24 protein-coding genes are annotated in these 14,050 nt (G+C 37.5%); all 24 read left to right on the top strand.

Translation table 11 applies throughout. The features are described from left to right. The first annotated feature begins 21 nt into the window (after positions 1-21). Positions 22-561, top strand: coding sequence for a 50S ribosomal protein L5 (gene rplE, locus WBF61_RS01340; RefSeq protein ID WP_424253234.1), 540 nt, complete (start codon positions 22-24; stop codon positions 559-561). An 18-nt stretch (positions 562-579) separates the two neighbouring features. Next, positions 580-765 (top strand): type Z 30S ribosomal protein S14, encoded by a 186-nt coding sequence (locus WBF61_RS01335; protein ID WP_071130224.1) that lies wholly within the window; start codon positions 580-582, stop codon positions 763-765. A gap of 32 nt (positions 766-797) precedes the next feature. Next, positions 798-1,196 carry a 30S ribosomal protein S8 gene (rpsH, locus tag WBF61_RS01330; protein ID WP_085559013.1) on the top strand — a complete coding sequence of 133 codons (399 nt, stop codon included), beginning with the start codon at positions 798-800 and terminating at the stop codon, positions 1,194-1,196. A 31-nt stretch (positions 1,197-1,227) separates the two neighbouring features. Continuing rightward, positions 1,228-1,764 carry a 50S ribosomal protein L6 gene (rplF, locus tag WBF61_RS01325; RefSeq protein WP_424253232.1) on the top strand — a complete coding sequence of 179 codons (537 nt, stop codon included), beginning with the start codon at positions 1,228-1,230 and terminating at the stop codon, positions 1,762-1,764. Positions 1,765-1,816: 52 nt separating this feature from the next. Beyond that, positions 1,817-2,176, top strand: a complete 360-nt coding sequence (gene rplR / locus WBF61_RS01320) for a 50S ribosomal protein L18 (RefSeq protein ID WP_424253231.1) — start codon at positions 1,817-1,819, stop codon at positions 2,174-2,176. A 20-nt stretch (positions 2,177-2,196) separates the two neighbouring features. Beyond that, positions 2,197-2,697: a 30S ribosomal protein S5 gene (gene rpsE, locus WBF61_RS01315; RefSeq protein WP_424253229.1), complete on the top strand. Its 501-nt coding sequence runs from the start codon at positions 2,197-2,199 to the stop codon at positions 2,695-2,697. 17 nt (positions 2,698-2,714) lie between these two features. Next, on the top strand, positions 2,715-2,894 hold the full coding sequence (rpmD, locus tag WBF61_RS01310; protein ID WP_424253227.1) for a 50S ribosomal protein L30: 180 nt from the start codon (positions 2,715-2,717) through the stop codon (positions 2,892-2,894). A gap of 40 nt (positions 2,895-2,934) precedes the next feature. Further along, on the top strand, positions 2,935-3,375 hold the full coding sequence (gene rplO / locus WBF61_RS01305) for a 50S ribosomal protein L15 (protein ID WP_034551731.1): 441 nt from the start codon (positions 2,935-2,937) through the stop codon (positions 3,373-3,375). Beyond that, positions 3,375-4,673: a preprotein translocase subunit SecY gene (gene secY / locus WBF61_RS01300; RefSeq protein WP_424253225.1), complete on the top strand. Its 1,299-nt coding sequence runs from the start codon at positions 3,375-3,377 to the stop codon at positions 4,671-4,673. The genes rplO and secY overlap by 1 nt, the downstream gene beginning before the upstream one ends. Before the next feature lie 59 nt (positions 4,674-4,732). After that, positions 4,733-5,386, top strand: coding sequence for an adenylate kinase (locus tag WBF61_RS01295; RefSeq protein WP_424253224.1), 654 nt, complete (start codon positions 4,733-4,735; stop codon positions 5,384-5,386). A 267-nt stretch (positions 5,387-5,653) separates the two neighbouring features. Continuing rightward, positions 5,654-5,872, top strand: coding sequence for a translation initiation factor IF-1 (infA, locus tag WBF61_RS01290; protein WP_034551736.1), 219 nt, complete (start codon positions 5,654-5,656; stop codon positions 5,870-5,872). A 35-nt stretch (positions 5,873-5,907) separates the two neighbouring features. After that, a complete protein-coding gene (rpmJ, locus tag WBF61_RS01285) occupies positions 5,908-6,021 on the top strand; it encodes a 50S ribosomal protein L36 (protein WP_034551737.1) in 114 nt (37 codons plus the stop codon). A 29-nt stretch (positions 6,022-6,050) separates the two neighbouring features. Then, entirely contained in the window at positions 6,051-6,416 is a 366-nt protein-coding gene (rpsM, locus tag WBF61_RS01280) for a 30S ribosomal protein S13 (protein WP_424253221.1), read from the top strand. A 25-nt stretch (positions 6,417-6,441) separates the two neighbouring features. Then, on the top strand, positions 6,442-6,828 hold the full coding sequence (rpsK, locus tag WBF61_RS01275) for a 30S ribosomal protein S11 (RefSeq protein WP_414839321.1): 387 nt from the start codon (positions 6,442-6,444) through the stop codon (positions 6,826-6,828). A gap of 73 nt (positions 6,829-6,901) precedes the next feature. Next, positions 6,902-7,846, top strand: coding sequence for a DNA-directed RNA polymerase subunit alpha (locus tag WBF61_RS01270; protein ID WP_424253219.1), 945 nt, complete (start codon positions 6,902-6,904; stop codon positions 7,844-7,846). Positions 7,847-7,872: 26 nt separating this feature from the next. After that, a complete protein-coding gene (rplQ, locus tag WBF61_RS01265) occupies positions 7,873-8,253 on the top strand; it encodes a 50S ribosomal protein L17 (RefSeq protein WP_034551741.1) in 381 nt (126 codons plus the stop codon). A 395-nt stretch (positions 8,254-8,648) separates the two neighbouring features. Further along, positions 8,649-9,488, top strand: coding sequence for an energy-coupling factor ABC transporter ATP-binding protein (locus tag WBF61_RS01260; RefSeq protein ID WP_424253217.1), 840 nt, complete (start codon positions 8,649-8,651; stop codon positions 9,486-9,488). Continuing rightward, positions 9,464-10,342, top strand: a complete 879-nt coding sequence (locus tag WBF61_RS01255; RefSeq protein ID WP_424253215.1) for an energy-coupling factor ABC transporter ATP-binding protein — start codon at positions 9,464-9,466, stop codon at positions 10,340-10,342. The genes WBF61_RS01260 and WBF61_RS01255 overlap by 25 nt, the downstream gene beginning before the upstream one ends. Continuing rightward, a complete protein-coding gene (locus WBF61_RS01250; RefSeq protein WP_424253213.1) occupies positions 10,339-11,136 on the top strand; it encodes an energy-coupling factor transporter transmembrane component T family protein in 798 nt (265 codons plus the stop codon). The genes WBF61_RS01255 and WBF61_RS01250 overlap by 4 nt, the downstream gene beginning before the upstream one ends. 85 nt (positions 11,137-11,221) lie before the next feature. Further along, positions 11,222-12,070 carry a tRNA pseudouridine(38-40) synthase TruA gene (truA, locus tag WBF61_RS01245; RefSeq protein ID WP_424253212.1) on the top strand — a complete coding sequence of 283 codons (849 nt, stop codon included), beginning with the start codon at positions 11,222-11,224 and terminating at the stop codon, positions 12,068-12,070. Continuing rightward, complete coding sequence (locus tag WBF61_RS01240) at positions 12,036-12,521, top strand: N-acetyltransferase family protein (protein WP_424253211.1); 486 nt, start codon at positions 12,036-12,038, stop codon at positions 12,519-12,521. Before truA ends, WBF61_RS01240 begins: the two co-directional genes overlap by 35 nt. A 90-nt stretch (positions 12,522-12,611) precedes the next feature. Then, positions 12,612-13,085: a hypothetical protein gene (locus tag WBF61_RS01235; RefSeq protein ID WP_424253210.1), complete on the top strand. Its 474-nt coding sequence runs from the start codon at positions 12,612-12,614 to the stop codon at positions 13,083-13,085. Between the two features lie 167 nt (positions 13,086-13,252). Further along, on the top strand, positions 13,253-13,681 hold the full coding sequence (gene rplM / locus WBF61_RS01230; RefSeq protein ID WP_424253316.1) for a 50S ribosomal protein L13: 429 nt from the start codon (positions 13,253-13,255) through the stop codon (positions 13,679-13,681). A gap of 13 nt (positions 13,682-13,694) precedes the next feature. Beyond that, positions 13,695-14,050, top strand: a 356-nt coding sequence (gene rpsI / locus WBF61_RS01225) for a 30S ribosomal protein S9 (protein ID WP_424253208.1), incomplete at its 3' end; no start/stop codon positions are given.

Genomic DNA, 14,050 nt, shown 5'->3' with positions numbered 1-14,050 from the left:
AAGGAAGGAGGGACAATCCGAATGAACCGCCTTAAAGAAAAATACATGAATGAAGTTACTCCATCTATGATGGAAAAATTTGATTACAAATCAATTATGGAAACTCCAAAAGTTGATAAAATTATTATTAACATGGGTGTCGGTGACGCTGTATCAAACGCTAAAAACCTAGACAAAGCTGTTGAAGAATTAACTGCTATTTCTGGACAAAAACCAATGATAACTAAAGCTAAAAAATCAATCGCTGCTTTCCGTTTACGTGAAGGAATGCCGATTGGCACTAAAGTTACTTTACGTGGAGAAAGAATGTATGATTTCTTAGATAAATTAGTTACTGTTTCTCTTCCTCGTGTACGTGACTTCCATGGCGTAAGCAAAAAAGCTTTCGACGGACGTGGGAACTACACTTTAGGAGTTAAAGAACAATTAATTTTCTTGGAAGTTGACTACGATAAAGTAGACAAAGTCCGCGGAATGGATATTGTTATTGTAACTACTGCTAAAACAGATGAAGAATCACGCGAACTTTTAACACAACTTGGAATGCCATTCCAAAAATAAAAAAAGGAGGCGAACTACGTGGCTAAAAAATCAATGATTGCTAAGAACAAACGTCCTGCAAAACACTCAACTCAAGAGTACACTCGTTGCGAACGTTGTGGACGTCCACACTCAGTTTATCGTAAATTTAGACTTTGCCGTATTTGCTTCCGCGAACTTGCCTATAAAGGACAAATTCCCGGCGTGAAGAAAGCAAGCTGGTAAGACGATACTTGCATAAAGGAGGCTAAAAACAAATGGTCATGACAGATCCAATCGCAGATTTTCTAACTCGTATACGTAATGCCAATATGGCACGTCACGAATCATTAGAATTGCCTGCTTCAAAAATCAAAAAAGACATTGCTGAAATTTTAAAACGTGAAGGTTTTATTAAAAATGTTGAATACATGGAAGATGACAAACAAGGTGTTATCCGCGTTTTCTTAAAATACGGAAAAAACAACGAACGTGTTATCACTGGATTGAAACGTATCTCTAAACCTGGTTTGCGTGTTTACGCTAAATCTGGCGAAGTGCCTAAAGTTCTTAACGGACTTGGTATTGCGATCGTATCAACTTCTGAAGGTGTATTCACAGACAAAGAAGCTAGATCTAAAAATGTTGGCGGAGAAATCTTAGCTTACATTTGGTAATATAGATAAATAAACAAGGAGGTGCACAGCTGTGAGCCGTATCGGTAATAAAGTAATCACTGTCCCTGAAAACGTAACTGTTACTCGTAATGAGAATGAAGTTACTGTTAAAGGACCAAAAGGTGAGTTGACACGCTCTTTCAGCCCTGTTATTACAATGACTGTAGATGGTAACGATATTTCTTTTTCACGTCCCAACGACTTGAAAGAAAATCGTGCAATGCACGGAACAATGCGTGCTAACCTAAACAACATGATTGTTGGAGTAACTGTAGGTTTCGAAAAAGCTTTAGAATTAATTGGTGTAGGGTACCGTGCTCAATTACAAGGGAATAAACTTGTATTGAACGTTGGTTATTCTCATCCTGTAGAATTCGATATCGAAGAAGGAATTACTGTTGAAGTTCCTGCGAATACTAAAGTTGTTGTTAAAGGATCAAATAAAGAACGTGTTGGTGAATTAGCTGCGAATATTCGTGCTACTCGCCCACCAGAACCTTATAAAGGCAAAGGGATTCGTTATGTTAACGAAATCGTACGTCGTAAAGAAGGTAAAACAGGTAAGTAATTTTAATTACTTAGCTGCATAAAACTAATATAAAAGATAAGAGGTGACAATTGTGATTAATAAACCAGACAAAAATAAAGTACGTTTGAAGAGACATTCACGTGTACGTTCAAAAATTTCTGGTACTGCAGAGTGCCCACGTTTAAACGTGTTCCGTTCTAATAAAAATATCTACGCTCAATTAATTGATGACGTAGCGGGTGTGACGCTAGCAAGTGCATCTTCATTCGATAATAAAGATATTGCAGGCGAAACTAAAGTAAACCAAGCATCAATTGTTGGGGAAACTATAGCTAAATTAGCCGTTGAAAAAGAAATTAAAAAAGTAGTCTTTGACCGTGGTGGATACCTTTACCATGGCCGTGTTCAAGCTTTAGCTGAAGCTGCTCGCGAAAATGGACTAGAATTCTAAAAAAAGGAGGAATACCACACATGGTTTACATCGATCCAACTCAATTGGACTTAGAAGATCGCGTTGTTTCTATTAACCGCGTAACTAAAGTTGTAAAAGGTGGACGTCGTCTACGCTTTGCTGCATTAGTTGTTGTAGGAGATAAAAACGGACACGTAGGTTTTGGTACTGGTAAAGCACAAGAAGTTCCAGAAGCTATCCGTAAAGCAATTGAAGACGCTAAAAAGAATCTTATTCAAGTGCCTATGGTAGACACTACGATTCCTCATCAAGTTATCGGACGCTACAGTGGCGGTAACATCTTAATGAAACCTGCTAAAGAAGGTTCTGGAGTATCTGCTGGCGGACCTGTCCGTGCAATCTTAGAACTTGCTGGAGTTTCTGATATTACAAGTAAATCTTTAGGCTCAAGCACACCAATTAATATGGTACGTGCAACAGTTGACGGTTTATTACAATTAAAACGCGTTGAAGAAGTTGCAAAACTTCGCAATAAATCTGTAGAAGAAATTCTAGGATAAAAGGAGGACAATAAGAAATGGCTAATTTAGAAATCACTTTAAAACGTAGCGTTATCGGACGTCCTCAAAACCAACGTGATACAGTAAAAGCTTTAGGTTTGAAAAAAACTAATAGTTCTGTAGTAAAGCCTGCCAATGAAGCAATCATCGGTATGGTAAAAACAATTTCACATTTAGTGGACGTTAAAGAAGTCTAAAAAGAACGAAATCTTTTATTGAAGGAGGTGCCCAATCTATATGAAACTTCATGAATTAAAATCTGCCGAAGGTTCTCGTAAAGAACGCAATCGCGTTGGACGTGGATCTTCATCAGGCAATGGTAAAACTTCAGGTCGTGGTCAAAAAGGACAAAACTCACGTTCAGGTGGTGGCGTACGTCTAGGGTTCGAAGGTGGACAAACACCATTGTTCCGTCGTTTACCAAAACGTGGATTTACGAACATCAACCGCAAAGAATATGCAATTGTCAACCTTGAAACATTAAACCGTTTTGAAGATGGTACAGAAGTAACACCAGCTATGTTGGTTGAAACTGGTATCATTAAAGCTGAAAAATCTGGGATTAAAGTTTTGGGTAACGGTCAAGTTGAACGCAAACTAACTGTTAAGGCAAGCAAATTCTCTCAAGCAGCTAAAGAAGCTATTGAAGCTGCTGGTGGTTCAATCGAGGTGATTTAATGTTCACACTGTTGAAGGATGCTTTTCAAGCAAAGGACATTAGGAAAAAAATTCTATTCACTCTTGGTATTTTGATTATCTTTCGCATAGGAACTCATTTAACGGTTCCTGGCGTGGATGCATCAGCTCTAAAAGGACTTTCTGATTCGTCAAATGGACTTTTTAGTTTATTAAATACCTTTGGTGGTGGAGCGTTAAGCAGCTATTCTATTTTTGCTCTAGGTGTTTCTCCATATATCACCGCTTCAATCGTTATTCAACTGCTACAAATGGACATTATTCCAAAGTTTGTGGAATGGGCAAAGCAAGGTGAAGTAGGACGTAGAAAATTAAATCAAGTAACGAGATATTTTACAATCGGATTGGCTTTTGTTCAAGCGATTGGTATCTCTTTTGGATTTAATGCTCTAACGAATACTGGATTGATTAAAGATCCAAGTACATCTACTTATCTTTCAATTGCATTGATTCTTACGGCTGGAACTATGTTGGTTATGTGGTTAGGTGAACAAATTACGGTTAAAGGCTTTGGTAATGGAACATCAATGATTATCTTTTCAGGTATCATTGCAAAAGTACCATCAGACGTTATGACTTACTACAATACTCAAATTCGCAATGCCGGAGATGAACTTACTGAAGCAATTTTGTTTACAGTAGCTTTGTTAATTGCTATTGCAGCAGTTGTTATTGTTGTTATTTATATCGAAAATGCTAAACGTAAAATTCCTATTCAGTACTCAAAACGAGCAACTGGCGGAAGCCAAAGTTCGTTCTTGCCTTTAAAAGTAAACTCAGCTGGAGTTATCCCAGTAATTTTTGCAAGTTCATTTATTACAACACCACAGACATTATTAGGGTTCTTTAGTCAGAACAATGCTGATTCTTCATGGTTTACTGTTTTAAATAGTGTTTTTAACTTACAAGAACCAACTGGTGCAGCTTTGTATACATTATTGATCATTTTATTCACTTACTTCTATGCATTCATTCAAGTGAATCCAGAAAAAGTAGCTGAAAACTTACAAAAACAAGGTGGTTATATTCCAAGCGTGCGTCCTGGTAAACCAACACAAAACTTTATTTCAAGAACGTTAACGAACTTGAGTACAGTAGGTGCTATTTATTTAGGAATTATCGCATTGTTGCCGATTATAGCTGCTAATTTATGGAATTTGCCTCCTTCCCTAGCTCTAGGTGGTACCAGTCTATTAATCGTAGTTGGTGTTGCTTTAGATTCAGTTAGACAATTAGAAGGTCAAATGATTAAAAGAAGTTACCAAGGCTTTATACAATAAGAAGAAAGTGTTGGGGATTATCCTCAGCACCAATTCTTACATTAGTAGGAGGGAAAATGATGAATCTCATTTTAGTAGGTCTTCCTGGTGCAGGAAAAGGAACACAAGCCGAGAAAATTGTAGACACATATCATGTGCCGCATATTTCAACTGGTGATATGTTTCGTGCTGCTATCAAAAATGAAACTGCCTTAGGAATAGAAGCAAAAACATTTATGGACAAAGGCGAACTAGTTCCTGATGAAGTAACAAACGGGATTGTAAAAGAACGTTTGGCTGAAGCAGATACAAAAGACGGCTTTTTACTAGATGGTTATCCAAGAACGCTTAACCAAGCGAACGTTTTGGAAGGTATTTTAAAGGATTTAAACAAGAAATTAGATGCTGTTGTTTACATTAACGTAAATAAAGACATTTTGATGGAACGTTTAACTGGAAGGATTATCTGTCGTTCATGTGGCGCAACCTATCATAAAATTTACAACCCGCCAAAGGTTGAAGGAACTTGTGATCGTTGTGGGAAACATGAATTCTATCAAAGAGAAGACGATAAACCTGAAACCGTTGAAAACCGAATAAATGTTAATCTTGAATCAACAAATACTCTTGTAGACTTTTATTCAAAACGCAATGTCTTGCATACCGTTAATGGTGAAGATGATTTTCAAGATGTGTTCAAAGATATTCAAGCAATTATTTCAGAAGTTAAGTAAAATTAACTTTAGTTTGATTGTGACTAGTTTTGACTCGTGTTGAACAATATCTCGCATTAAAGTGGATAGTAGAACTAAGCATAGCGATAGTCTGCAGCAAACTTGTTACTGTATTAATTTTGTGGTATAATGTGCCAGATGTTGAATTCTCAATGCTGTTATGTTGTGGTATAATTAATAGGTTAAGATGAAACAGAAAAGTGAGGGCTAGTGCGCTCACTGTTTATCGCGTTTAAAATGCGAAACACTTTTAAGGAGGTACGAGGCGTGGCGAAAGACGATGTCATTGAAATAGAAGGAACAGTCGTTGAAACTTTGCCGAATGCAATGTTTAAAGTTGAACTTGAAAATGGCCATATTGTATTGGCACATGTTTCAGGAAAAATTCGGATGCACTACATTAGAATCCTGCCTGGAGACAAAGTAACAGTTGAATTGTCCCCATATGATCTAACCCGTGGACGCATTACTTATCGCTTTAAATAATTGTACTCCGTCAATTAAAATAGGAGGTATAATTCATGAAAGTAAGACCATCAGTTAAGAAAATTTGTGACAAATGTAAAGTTATCCGACGTAATGGTCGTGTTATGGTGATTTGCGAAAATCCTAAACACAAGCAACGTCAAGGTTAATCAGTTAAATTAACAGGAGGTGTAAATAAATGGCTCGTATTGCTGGTGTAGATATTCCACGTGATAAGCGTGTAGTAATTTCTTTAACATATATATTCGGAATCGGTAAAACAACAGCTCAAAAAGTTTTGAAAGCTGCTGACGTTTCTGAAGAAATCCGTGTAATCGATTTAACAAATGATCAATTAGATGCCGTTCGTGCAGAAGTTGACAAATTAAAAATCGAAGGTGACCTTCGTCGTGAAGTAAGCCAAAATATTAAACGTTTGCTTGAAATTGGTTCATACAGAGGTATGCGTCACCGTCGTGGTTTACCCGTTCGCGGACAAAACACGAAGAACAACGCTCGTACTCGTAAAGGCCCATCTAAATCAATCGCAGGTAAGAAAAAATAATAATTAAGTAAGGAGGTCAACCTTCATGGTAAAAAAAGTTGTACGTAAACGCCGTGTGAAAAAGAATATCGAAAGTGGGGTTGCTCACATTCGCTCTACTTTTAATAACACAATTGTAATGATCACTGATGTTCATGGTAACGCTGTTGCATGGTCATCTGCTGGAGCTCTAGGTTTCCGTGGATCAAAAAAATCAACACCATTCGCAGCACAAATGGCAGCAGAAACTGCAGCAAAAGTTTGTATGGAAAATGGTATGAAAACTGTAGAAGTAGCCGTTAAAGGTCCTGGTTCAGGTCGTGAAGCAGCTATCCGTTCTCTACAAGCAACTGGTTTAGAAGTTACCGCTATTCGCGACGTAACACCTATTCCACATAATGGATGCCGCCCTCCTAAACGCCGTCGTGTATAATTGAGAGCTATTTCATTTAATGTTTTTGCACTCGGTAACATGAACTTCACGTTTTGAAAGGGGTATAGATAGAATGATCGAAATTGAAAAGCCAAGAATCGAAACGATTGAGATCAGCGATGATGCTAAATTCGGCAAATTCGTTGTAGAGCCACTTGAACGCGGTTATGGAACTACGTTAGGGAATTCTCTACGTCGTATCTTGTTGTCTTCTCTACCGGGAGCAGCAGTAACCACTATTCAAATCGATGGTATTTTACATGAATTTTCAGCTGTTGACGGTGTTCTTGAAGATGTAACGTCAATTATTTTGAACGTAAAAAAACTTGCACTCAAGTTATATTCTGGTGAAGATAAAACGATTGAAATCGATGTAAAAGGTCCTGCAGTTGTAACAGCAGCCGATATCATTTATGATAGCGATGTTGAAATACTAAACCCTGATTTGTACATTTGTACAGTAGCCGAAGGTGCACGTTTCCACGTTCGCATGACAGCTAAAACAGGTAGAGGTTATACAAGAGCTGAACACAATAAACCAGAAGATATGCCTATCGGTGTATTGCCTGTCGATTCGATTTACACCCCAGTTAGTCGTGTAAACTACCAAGTAGAAAACGCACGAGTGGGTCAGAAAGATATTTTTGACAAATTAACACTTGATGTTTGGGCAGATGGTTCAATCAGTCCAGAAGAAGCTGTTAGTCTTGCAGCAAAAATTATGACAGAACACTTGAATATCTTTGTAAATCTAACTGATGAAGCTCGCAAAGCTGAAATCATGGTAGAAAAAGAAGAGACTCATAAAGAAAAAATGCTTGAAATGACAATAGAAGAACTTGATTTATCTGTACGTTCATACAACTGTTTGAAACGCGCTGGTATTAATTCTGTTCAAGAATTGACTGACAAGTCTGAAGCTGAAATGATTAAAGTACGCAATCTGGGACGTAAATCACTTGAAGAAGTTAAGTATAAATTAGCTGAACTTAATTTAAGTTTGCGCCAAGACGATTAGTACTGTAACAAGGGAGGAAAATCAAAATGGGTTACCGTAAATTAGGCCGTACAAGCTCACAACGTAAAGCAATGTTACGTGATTTAACATCTGATTTAATCATTAACGAACGTATTGTAACGACTGAAGCACGCGCTAAAGAAGTTCGCAAAACAACTGAGAAAATGATTACTTTAGGTAAAAAAGGCGACTTGCACGCACGTCGTCAAGCAGCAGCATACATTCGTAATGAAGTAGCAGCTATTAAAGAAGAAGACGATGCTGTTGTCATCCAATCTGCATTACAAAAATTATTTAGTGATATCGCACCTCGTTACGCTGAGCGTCAAGGCGGATACACACGTATAATGAAAACAGAACCACGTCGCGGCGATGCTGCACCAATGGTTATTATTGAATTAGTTTAATTTAAACCAACGTTGTATGGCTTCGGTTACTACAATTAGTCGTTCTTAATTATACAACATTCAAACAAGTTTACTTTTTTGATGTATGTAAAGAGTGTTACGATGATGGAAAGCCATTTAGGTTTCTCCAAGTCTAGCTCGAAACTTCTCTTAGATGAAAATGGGTTTCATCTAAGAGGGGTAAATTCATCGAGGAAAGTGATTTTTTTTGTCTTAAAACAGGCAACAAATAACTGGGCTTGTCCCTTTATTTGTTGCCTGTTTTAGTATATAAAATGAACTGTTAGAATATGCTAAAATACACATAAGTAGGGCAGTATCGTTTATTGCACCAAAACTACTTTTTTGATAGTCTTATAGAGACTTGAAATTAATGAGAACGTGAGGAATGTTCAATGGATAAAATTATAATATTAAAAAATATATCGTATCAATACCATACAACGGACGCCAAACCTGCCTTAAATAATATTTCGCTTTCTATAGAGGCAGGAGAATGGGTAGCTATTATTGGTCATAATGGGTCTGGAAAATCTACTTTAGCAAAAACAATTAATGGATTAATTGCGCCTAATCAAGGAGAAGTAACGGTTGGTGGATTAGTTTTAAGTGAGCAAAACATTTGGGAAATAAGAAAATTAGTTGGAATGGTCTTTCAAAATCCTGATAATCAATTTGTTGGATCAACGGTGCAAGATGATGTGGCTTTTGGTTTAGAAAACCAAGGTATCCCACGAGAAGAAATGATCGATCGTGTTATTGACGCGATTGAAAGAGTTAAGATGTCTGAGTTTATGGAAAAAGAGCCTGCTAGACTTTCTGGAGGTCAAAAACAACGCGCAGCTATCGCAGGTGTGATTGCATTGCGTCCAGCGATTATTATTTTAGATGAGGCAACGAGTATGCTGGATCCTCAAGGACGACAAGAAGTTCTGGCTACTGTCAAGGCGATAAAAGAGAAAGCGAATTTAACGGTTATTTCTATTACTCATGATATTGATGAAGCGGCTAATGCTAATCGTATTATGGTTATAAAGAATGGCGAATTAATTCAAGAAGGTACACCGGAGGAAATTTTTGCTAGTGGAGAAAAATTAATCCAAATGGGATTAGATTTACCTTTTCCTGAAAAGTTAAAATTATCATTGAAGGAACGTGGTATTGATGTGCCAATGGAATACCTGACAGAAGAAGGGATGGTGGACTGGCTGTGGACATTATTTTCGACAAAGTAGGGTACACCTATCAAAAAGGCACACCTTTTGAAAATCGAGCTTTATACGACATAGATATGATCATTAAAGAAGGTAGTTTTACTGCTTTGGTTGGTCATACAGGTAGTGGGAAATCGACTGTGTTGCAGCATTTGAATGCATTGATGAAACCTTCAGAAGGTACAGTAACAATAGGGGACCGTGTAATCACATCAGAGACCAATAATAAGAATCTTAAATCTATTCGTAAGCAAGTAGGGATTGTATTCCAATTTCCAGAAGCTCAATTATTTGAAGAAACCGTAGCAAAAGATATTGCCTTCGGTCCGAAAAACTTTGGTGTTTCTGAAGAGAAATCGACTGAATTAGCTAGAAAGATGCTTCCTTTAGTAGGATTGGATGAGAGCTTTATGGAACGGTCACCCTTTGATTTATCAGGTGGACAGATGCGTCGAGTTGCTATAGCAGGAGTTTTAGCAATGGAGCCACATATACTCGTTTTAGATGAACCAACTGCTGGACTGGATCCGCAAGGCCGGAAAGAAATGATGGACATGTTCTATCGTTTACACAAAGAAAAAGGATTAACGATAGTTTTAGTAACACATTTAATGGATGACGTTGCTGACTATGCTGATCACATGATTATTTTAGAAAAAGGAACGGTTGTTAAAGAGGGGACACCGCGTGAAATTTTCCAGGATGAAGCTTGGTTAAAAACCAAACAACTAGGAGTTCCGGCAGCCGTTTCTTTTAGCAACCGTTTAAACGCAAAATTAGGGGTAAAAGAAAATCAAACTGCCCTAACGGCTACAGAGTTAGCGGATTCTATCGCTGATCGTGTGAAAGCCTTAAAAGCAGGTGATATCAAATGATGGATAAATTAATTTTTGGTCGTTATATCCCTGGACAGTCATTGATTCATAAGCTAGATCCAAGAGCTAAACTAATGGGCAGCATGTTTTTTATTGGAATTATATTTTTAGCCAATAACTGGCAAACATATGGGTTGTTGTTTCTTTTTACGATGTTTGTTATTTACTTATCTAAAATAAAATTAAGCTTTTTCATCAATGGCGTTAAGCCCTTAATTTGGCTAATTTTATTTACGGTGATTTTACAAGTATTGTTTACAGGTGGAGAAACGATTTATTTTTCATGGGGGCCAATCACGGTGTCTCAAGAGGGCGTTTTAAACGGTGTGTACATCTTTTGTCGTTTTGTGCTAATCATATTCATGTCGACGCTATTAACGCTCACAACCATGCCTCTTTCGCTTACAGATGCAATAGAGTTCTTGTTGCGTCCTTTGTTGGCGATAAAAGTACCGGTTTATGAAATTGCTTTAATGTTATCCATTGCATTAAGATTTGTTCCAACATTGATGGATGAAACAGAAAAAATAATGAATGCGCAACGTGCGCGTGGGGTAGATTTTGGCGAAGGCACTGTTTTTCAACAAATGAAAGCTATTGTTCCATTACTGATCCCTTTATTTGTGAGTTCATTTAACCGCGCTGAGGAATTGGCAACGGCGATGGAAGCGCGAGGGTACCAAGGTGGCGAAGGCCGAAGCAAGTACCGTCTTTTGAAATGGGAAACGCGTGATACCGTTGTGATTGTTGCATATGCATTTTTGACTGTTGGACTAATTTTATTAAGAAAATAGATCAGAATAAAGACTTGTTCATTAACCAATCGAACGGTCTTTTTCTGTTTTGAAAAGAAAACTGAATCTTTAGGAGTTAGATAATATGGAGAAAATACGCTATAAAATAATGATTCAATACGATGGAACAAATTTTAATGGATTTCAAATTCAAGATAAAGGGCGAACGGTGCAAGGTGAAATCCAGAGGGTTTTAAAAATCATGTCAAAAGGAGTCGATATTAAGATACATGGATCAGGAAGAACCGATTCAGGCGTTCATGCTTTAGGACAAATCATTCATTTTGACTATCCCTTCCCTATGCCAACTGAAAATATGCAGCGGGCGATGAATAGTTTAACAACTGATGAAATAGAAGTCCGTGAAGTTGAAATCGTCGATTCTAATTTTCATGCCCGCTATTTAGCAAAAGGAAAAAAATACATGTACCGAGTAGACACTCATGAAAATACAAATCCATTTAAACGGTTGTATGCAAAACACCATGAATACCCAATTAATTTACCTGTTTTAGAGCAAGCTCTAAAAGATATCGAGGGAACTCATGATTTTTCTAGTTTTTGTGCGACTAATAGTGGTCGTGAGGATAAAGTGAGAACCGTTTATGAAGCGAGCGTGGTAGAAGATAAAGAAAAAGGAGAACTTATTTTTACGTTCAGAGGTAATGGCTTTTTGTATAATATGGTTCGAATTTTTATTGGTACGTTGCTCCAAATTGCAAATGGTAGACGTCCAGCGGATGATATGAAACGATTGTTGGAAGTCAAAGACCGACGTCAAGCTGGTCCGACAGCATCACCGCAAGGGTTGTATTTAGTTGAAGTTTTTTATGACAATGAAAAAGCAACGAAAGGAACGGCATTTGAAAGTAAGGTTATTCATGAGACGGAGGGGCACAATGACGATTTCGATACGACCAAGTCTATGGTCTGATTATCCGGCTTTAGTTGCGATTGAAAATCAGATATGGAATGAAGAAAACACACCTCAAGTCATAACGTATTCTTCAGCAGCAGCGTATAAAACACACTATCCTATTGGTACACATTTAGTGGCCTTTAGCGAACTGGAAGGGAAAGCTGTTGGATTTATCGGCTTTCATCCTCCAACGCACTTAGAGGCCCATAAAAAGACGTGGACGATTGATATAGGTGTTGACCCTATGATGCAAAGGAGCGGAGTAGGAGAAAAATTAATGGATGCCGTTAAAGAAGAAGCGGAAAAACAAGGGATCCATAAATTAAGCTTACGCGTCTTAGGAACAAATCAAGGGGCTATTCGATTTTATCAAAAAAATGGGTTTGTTATTGAAGGAACGTTGAAAGAAGAGTTTTGGATGAATAATCAATTTATAGATGATATTCTGATGAGTTATATTTTGTGAATAGCAGTATGTTTTGTTATAGTGATAAGAAGATTATAATGAATCAACGATTTTATCTTAGAATATGTTTGAAAGGAGAATGAAAGAAAAATGATGTATAAAAGAATAATGGTCTTTTTTGCCGCAGCATTTGTTTTAGGAGGTTGCAGCACACAAACAACGGATGAATCTGTTGTAGAGTCTTCAGATTCAGTTGCTCAATCTAGCGAGGAAGTTAGGACAGAAAGTGTATCATCAGAAAGTATGGCTGTTGAAAGTTCGACAGCAACAGAGATGCCTGACGAGGAAGACGACGATCTAGCCCAAATCAGTGAAGAAGAAGTAGCTAAAGCTGAAATAGTGACAGATATTAGTCAATACGAAGAGCTAGTCTATGCTAAAGACACGATTGACTTATCTGTTTACGAGAGTCGTTTAGTGACAGATAACCAAGGAACTCGTGTGATGTTGTTTTCAAAAGACAATGAACAAGTCTACAAAACGGTTTATGTGAAGAATAATAACTGGCTAAAAGTGATTGATCTTAAAGGCGACAAGTTGTTATTAAATGAAAAAATTAAATAAGAAAAATTAAAATAAAAAAAACATCTGGAAACATTGACAATTATCTTTATAAACGGTAAAATGTTAGATGGTATTGTTTGCCACCACATAATGAGCCCCGGAAACTTATATTGTGCATCAAACAAACAGATAAGAATATGGAGGAATAAAACGTGCGTACAACTTATATGGCTAAACCTAGCGAAGTAGAACGTAAATGGTATGTGGTAGACGCAACTGATATCCCAATGGGACGTTTGTCTACTGTAGTAGCATCTATTCTACGCGGTAAAAATAAACCAACTTTCACACCCCACATTGATACTGGTGACTTTGTGATTGTTATTAATGCAGAAAAAATCAAATTAACTGGTAAAAAAGCAACTGACAAAATTTATTATCACCACACTGGTTTCATTGGTGGTTTGAAACAAGTCTCAGCTGGAGAATTGCGTTCTAACAACTCTCGTAAATTGATTGAAATGTCCGTTAAAGGTATGTTACCTAAAAACACTTTAGGCCGTGCACAAGGCATGAAATTACACGTTTACGCTGGAGCAGAACATACTCACCAAGCACAACAACCAGAAGTATTGGACATTACAAACCTAATTTAAGGAGGGAAATTCTTTGGCACAAGTACAATATACCGGCACAGGCCGTCGTAAAAACTCAACAGCTCGCGTACGTTTAGTACCCGGAACTGGTAAAATCATCATGAACAAAAAAGACATCACTGAATACATGCCTTTCCCATATCTTTATGTAATCGTTAAACAACCTTTAGCAGTTACAGAAACTTTGGATAGCTATGACATTCACGTAAACGTAAATGGCGGTGGATACACTGGACAAGCTGGCGCTACACGTCACGGTATCGCTCGCGCGTTACTACAAGTGGACCCAGATTTCCGTGCTCCTTTAAAAGCTGCAGGCCTATTAACACGTGACCCACGTATGGTTGAGCGTAAAAAACCAGGTCTTAA

The organism is Carnobacterium sp., assembly GCF_049673005.1.
GTDB lineage: Bacteria > Bacillota > Bacilli > Lactobacillales > Carnobacteriaceae > Carnobacterium_A.
Note: the sequence above shows the minus strand (reverse complement) of the source record. Positions and strands in the feature narration are given on the sequence as shown.

Bases quoted from the DNA above. Each gene is read 5' to 3' on its own strand.
- rplQ (WP_034551741.1), top strand. From the start codon at position 7,873: ATGGGTTACCGTAAATTAGGCCGTACAAGCTCACAACGTAAAGCAATG.
- WBF61_RS01235 (WP_424253210.1), top strand. From the start codon at position 12,612: ATGATGTATAAAAGAATAATGGTCTTTTTTGCCGCAGCATTTGTTTTA.
- rpmJ (WP_034551737.1), top strand. From the start codon at position 5,908: ATGAAAGTAAGACCATCAGTTAAGAAAATTTGTGACAAATGTAAAGTT.
- WBF61_RS01240 (WP_424253211.1), top strand. From the start codon at position 12,036: ATGACGATTTCGATACGACCAAGTCTATGGTCTGATTATCCGGCTTTA.
- rpsK (WP_414839321.1), top strand. From the start codon at position 6,442: ATGGTAAAAAAAGTTGTACGTAAACGCCGTGTGAAAAAGAATATCGAA.
- rplE (WP_424253234.1), top strand. From the start codon at position 22: ATGAACCGCCTTAAAGAAAAATACATGAATGAAGTTACTCCATCTATG.
- WBF61_RS01295 (WP_424253224.1), top strand. From the start codon at position 4,733: ATGAATCTCATTTTAGTAGGTCTTCCTGGTGCAGGAAAAGGAACACAA.
- rpmD (WP_424253227.1), top strand. From the start codon at position 2,715: ATGGCTAATTTAGAAATCACTTTAAAACGTAGCGTTATCGGACGTCCT.
- secY (WP_424253225.1), top strand. From the start codon at position 3,375: ATGTTCACACTGTTGAAGGATGCTTTTCAAGCAAAGGACATTAGGAAA.
- truA (WP_424253212.1), top strand. From the start codon at position 11,222: ATGGAGAAAATACGCTATAAAATAATGATTCAATACGATGGAACAAAT.
- WBF61_RS01270 (WP_424253219.1), top strand. From the start codon at position 6,902: ATGATCGAAATTGAAAAGCCAAGAATCGAAACGATTGAGATCAGCGAT.
- WBF61_RS01250 (WP_424253213.1), top strand. From the start codon at position 10,339: ATGATGGATAAATTAATTTTTGGTCGTTATATCCCTGGACAGTCATTG.
- rpsM (WP_424253221.1), top strand. From the start codon at position 6,051: ATGGCTCGTATTGCTGGTGTAGATATTCCACGTGATAAGCGTGTAGTA.
- rpsE (WP_424253229.1), top strand. From the start codon at position 2,197: ATGGTTTACATCGATCCAACTCAATTGGACTTAGAAGATCGCGTTGTT.
- rplM (WP_424253316.1), top strand. From the start codon at position 13,253: ATGGCTAAACCTAGCGAAGTAGAACGTAAATGGTATGTGGTAGACGCA.
- rpsH (WP_085559013.1), top strand. From the start codon at position 798: ATGGTCATGACAGATCCAATCGCAGATTTTCTAACTCGTATACGTAAT.
- WBF61_RS01260 (WP_424253217.1), top strand. From the start codon at position 8,649: ATGGATAAAATTATAATATTAAAAAATATATCGTATCAATACCATACA.
- rplO (WP_034551731.1), top strand. From the start codon at position 2,935: ATGAAACTTCATGAATTAAAATCTGCCGAAGGTTCTCGTAAAGAACGC.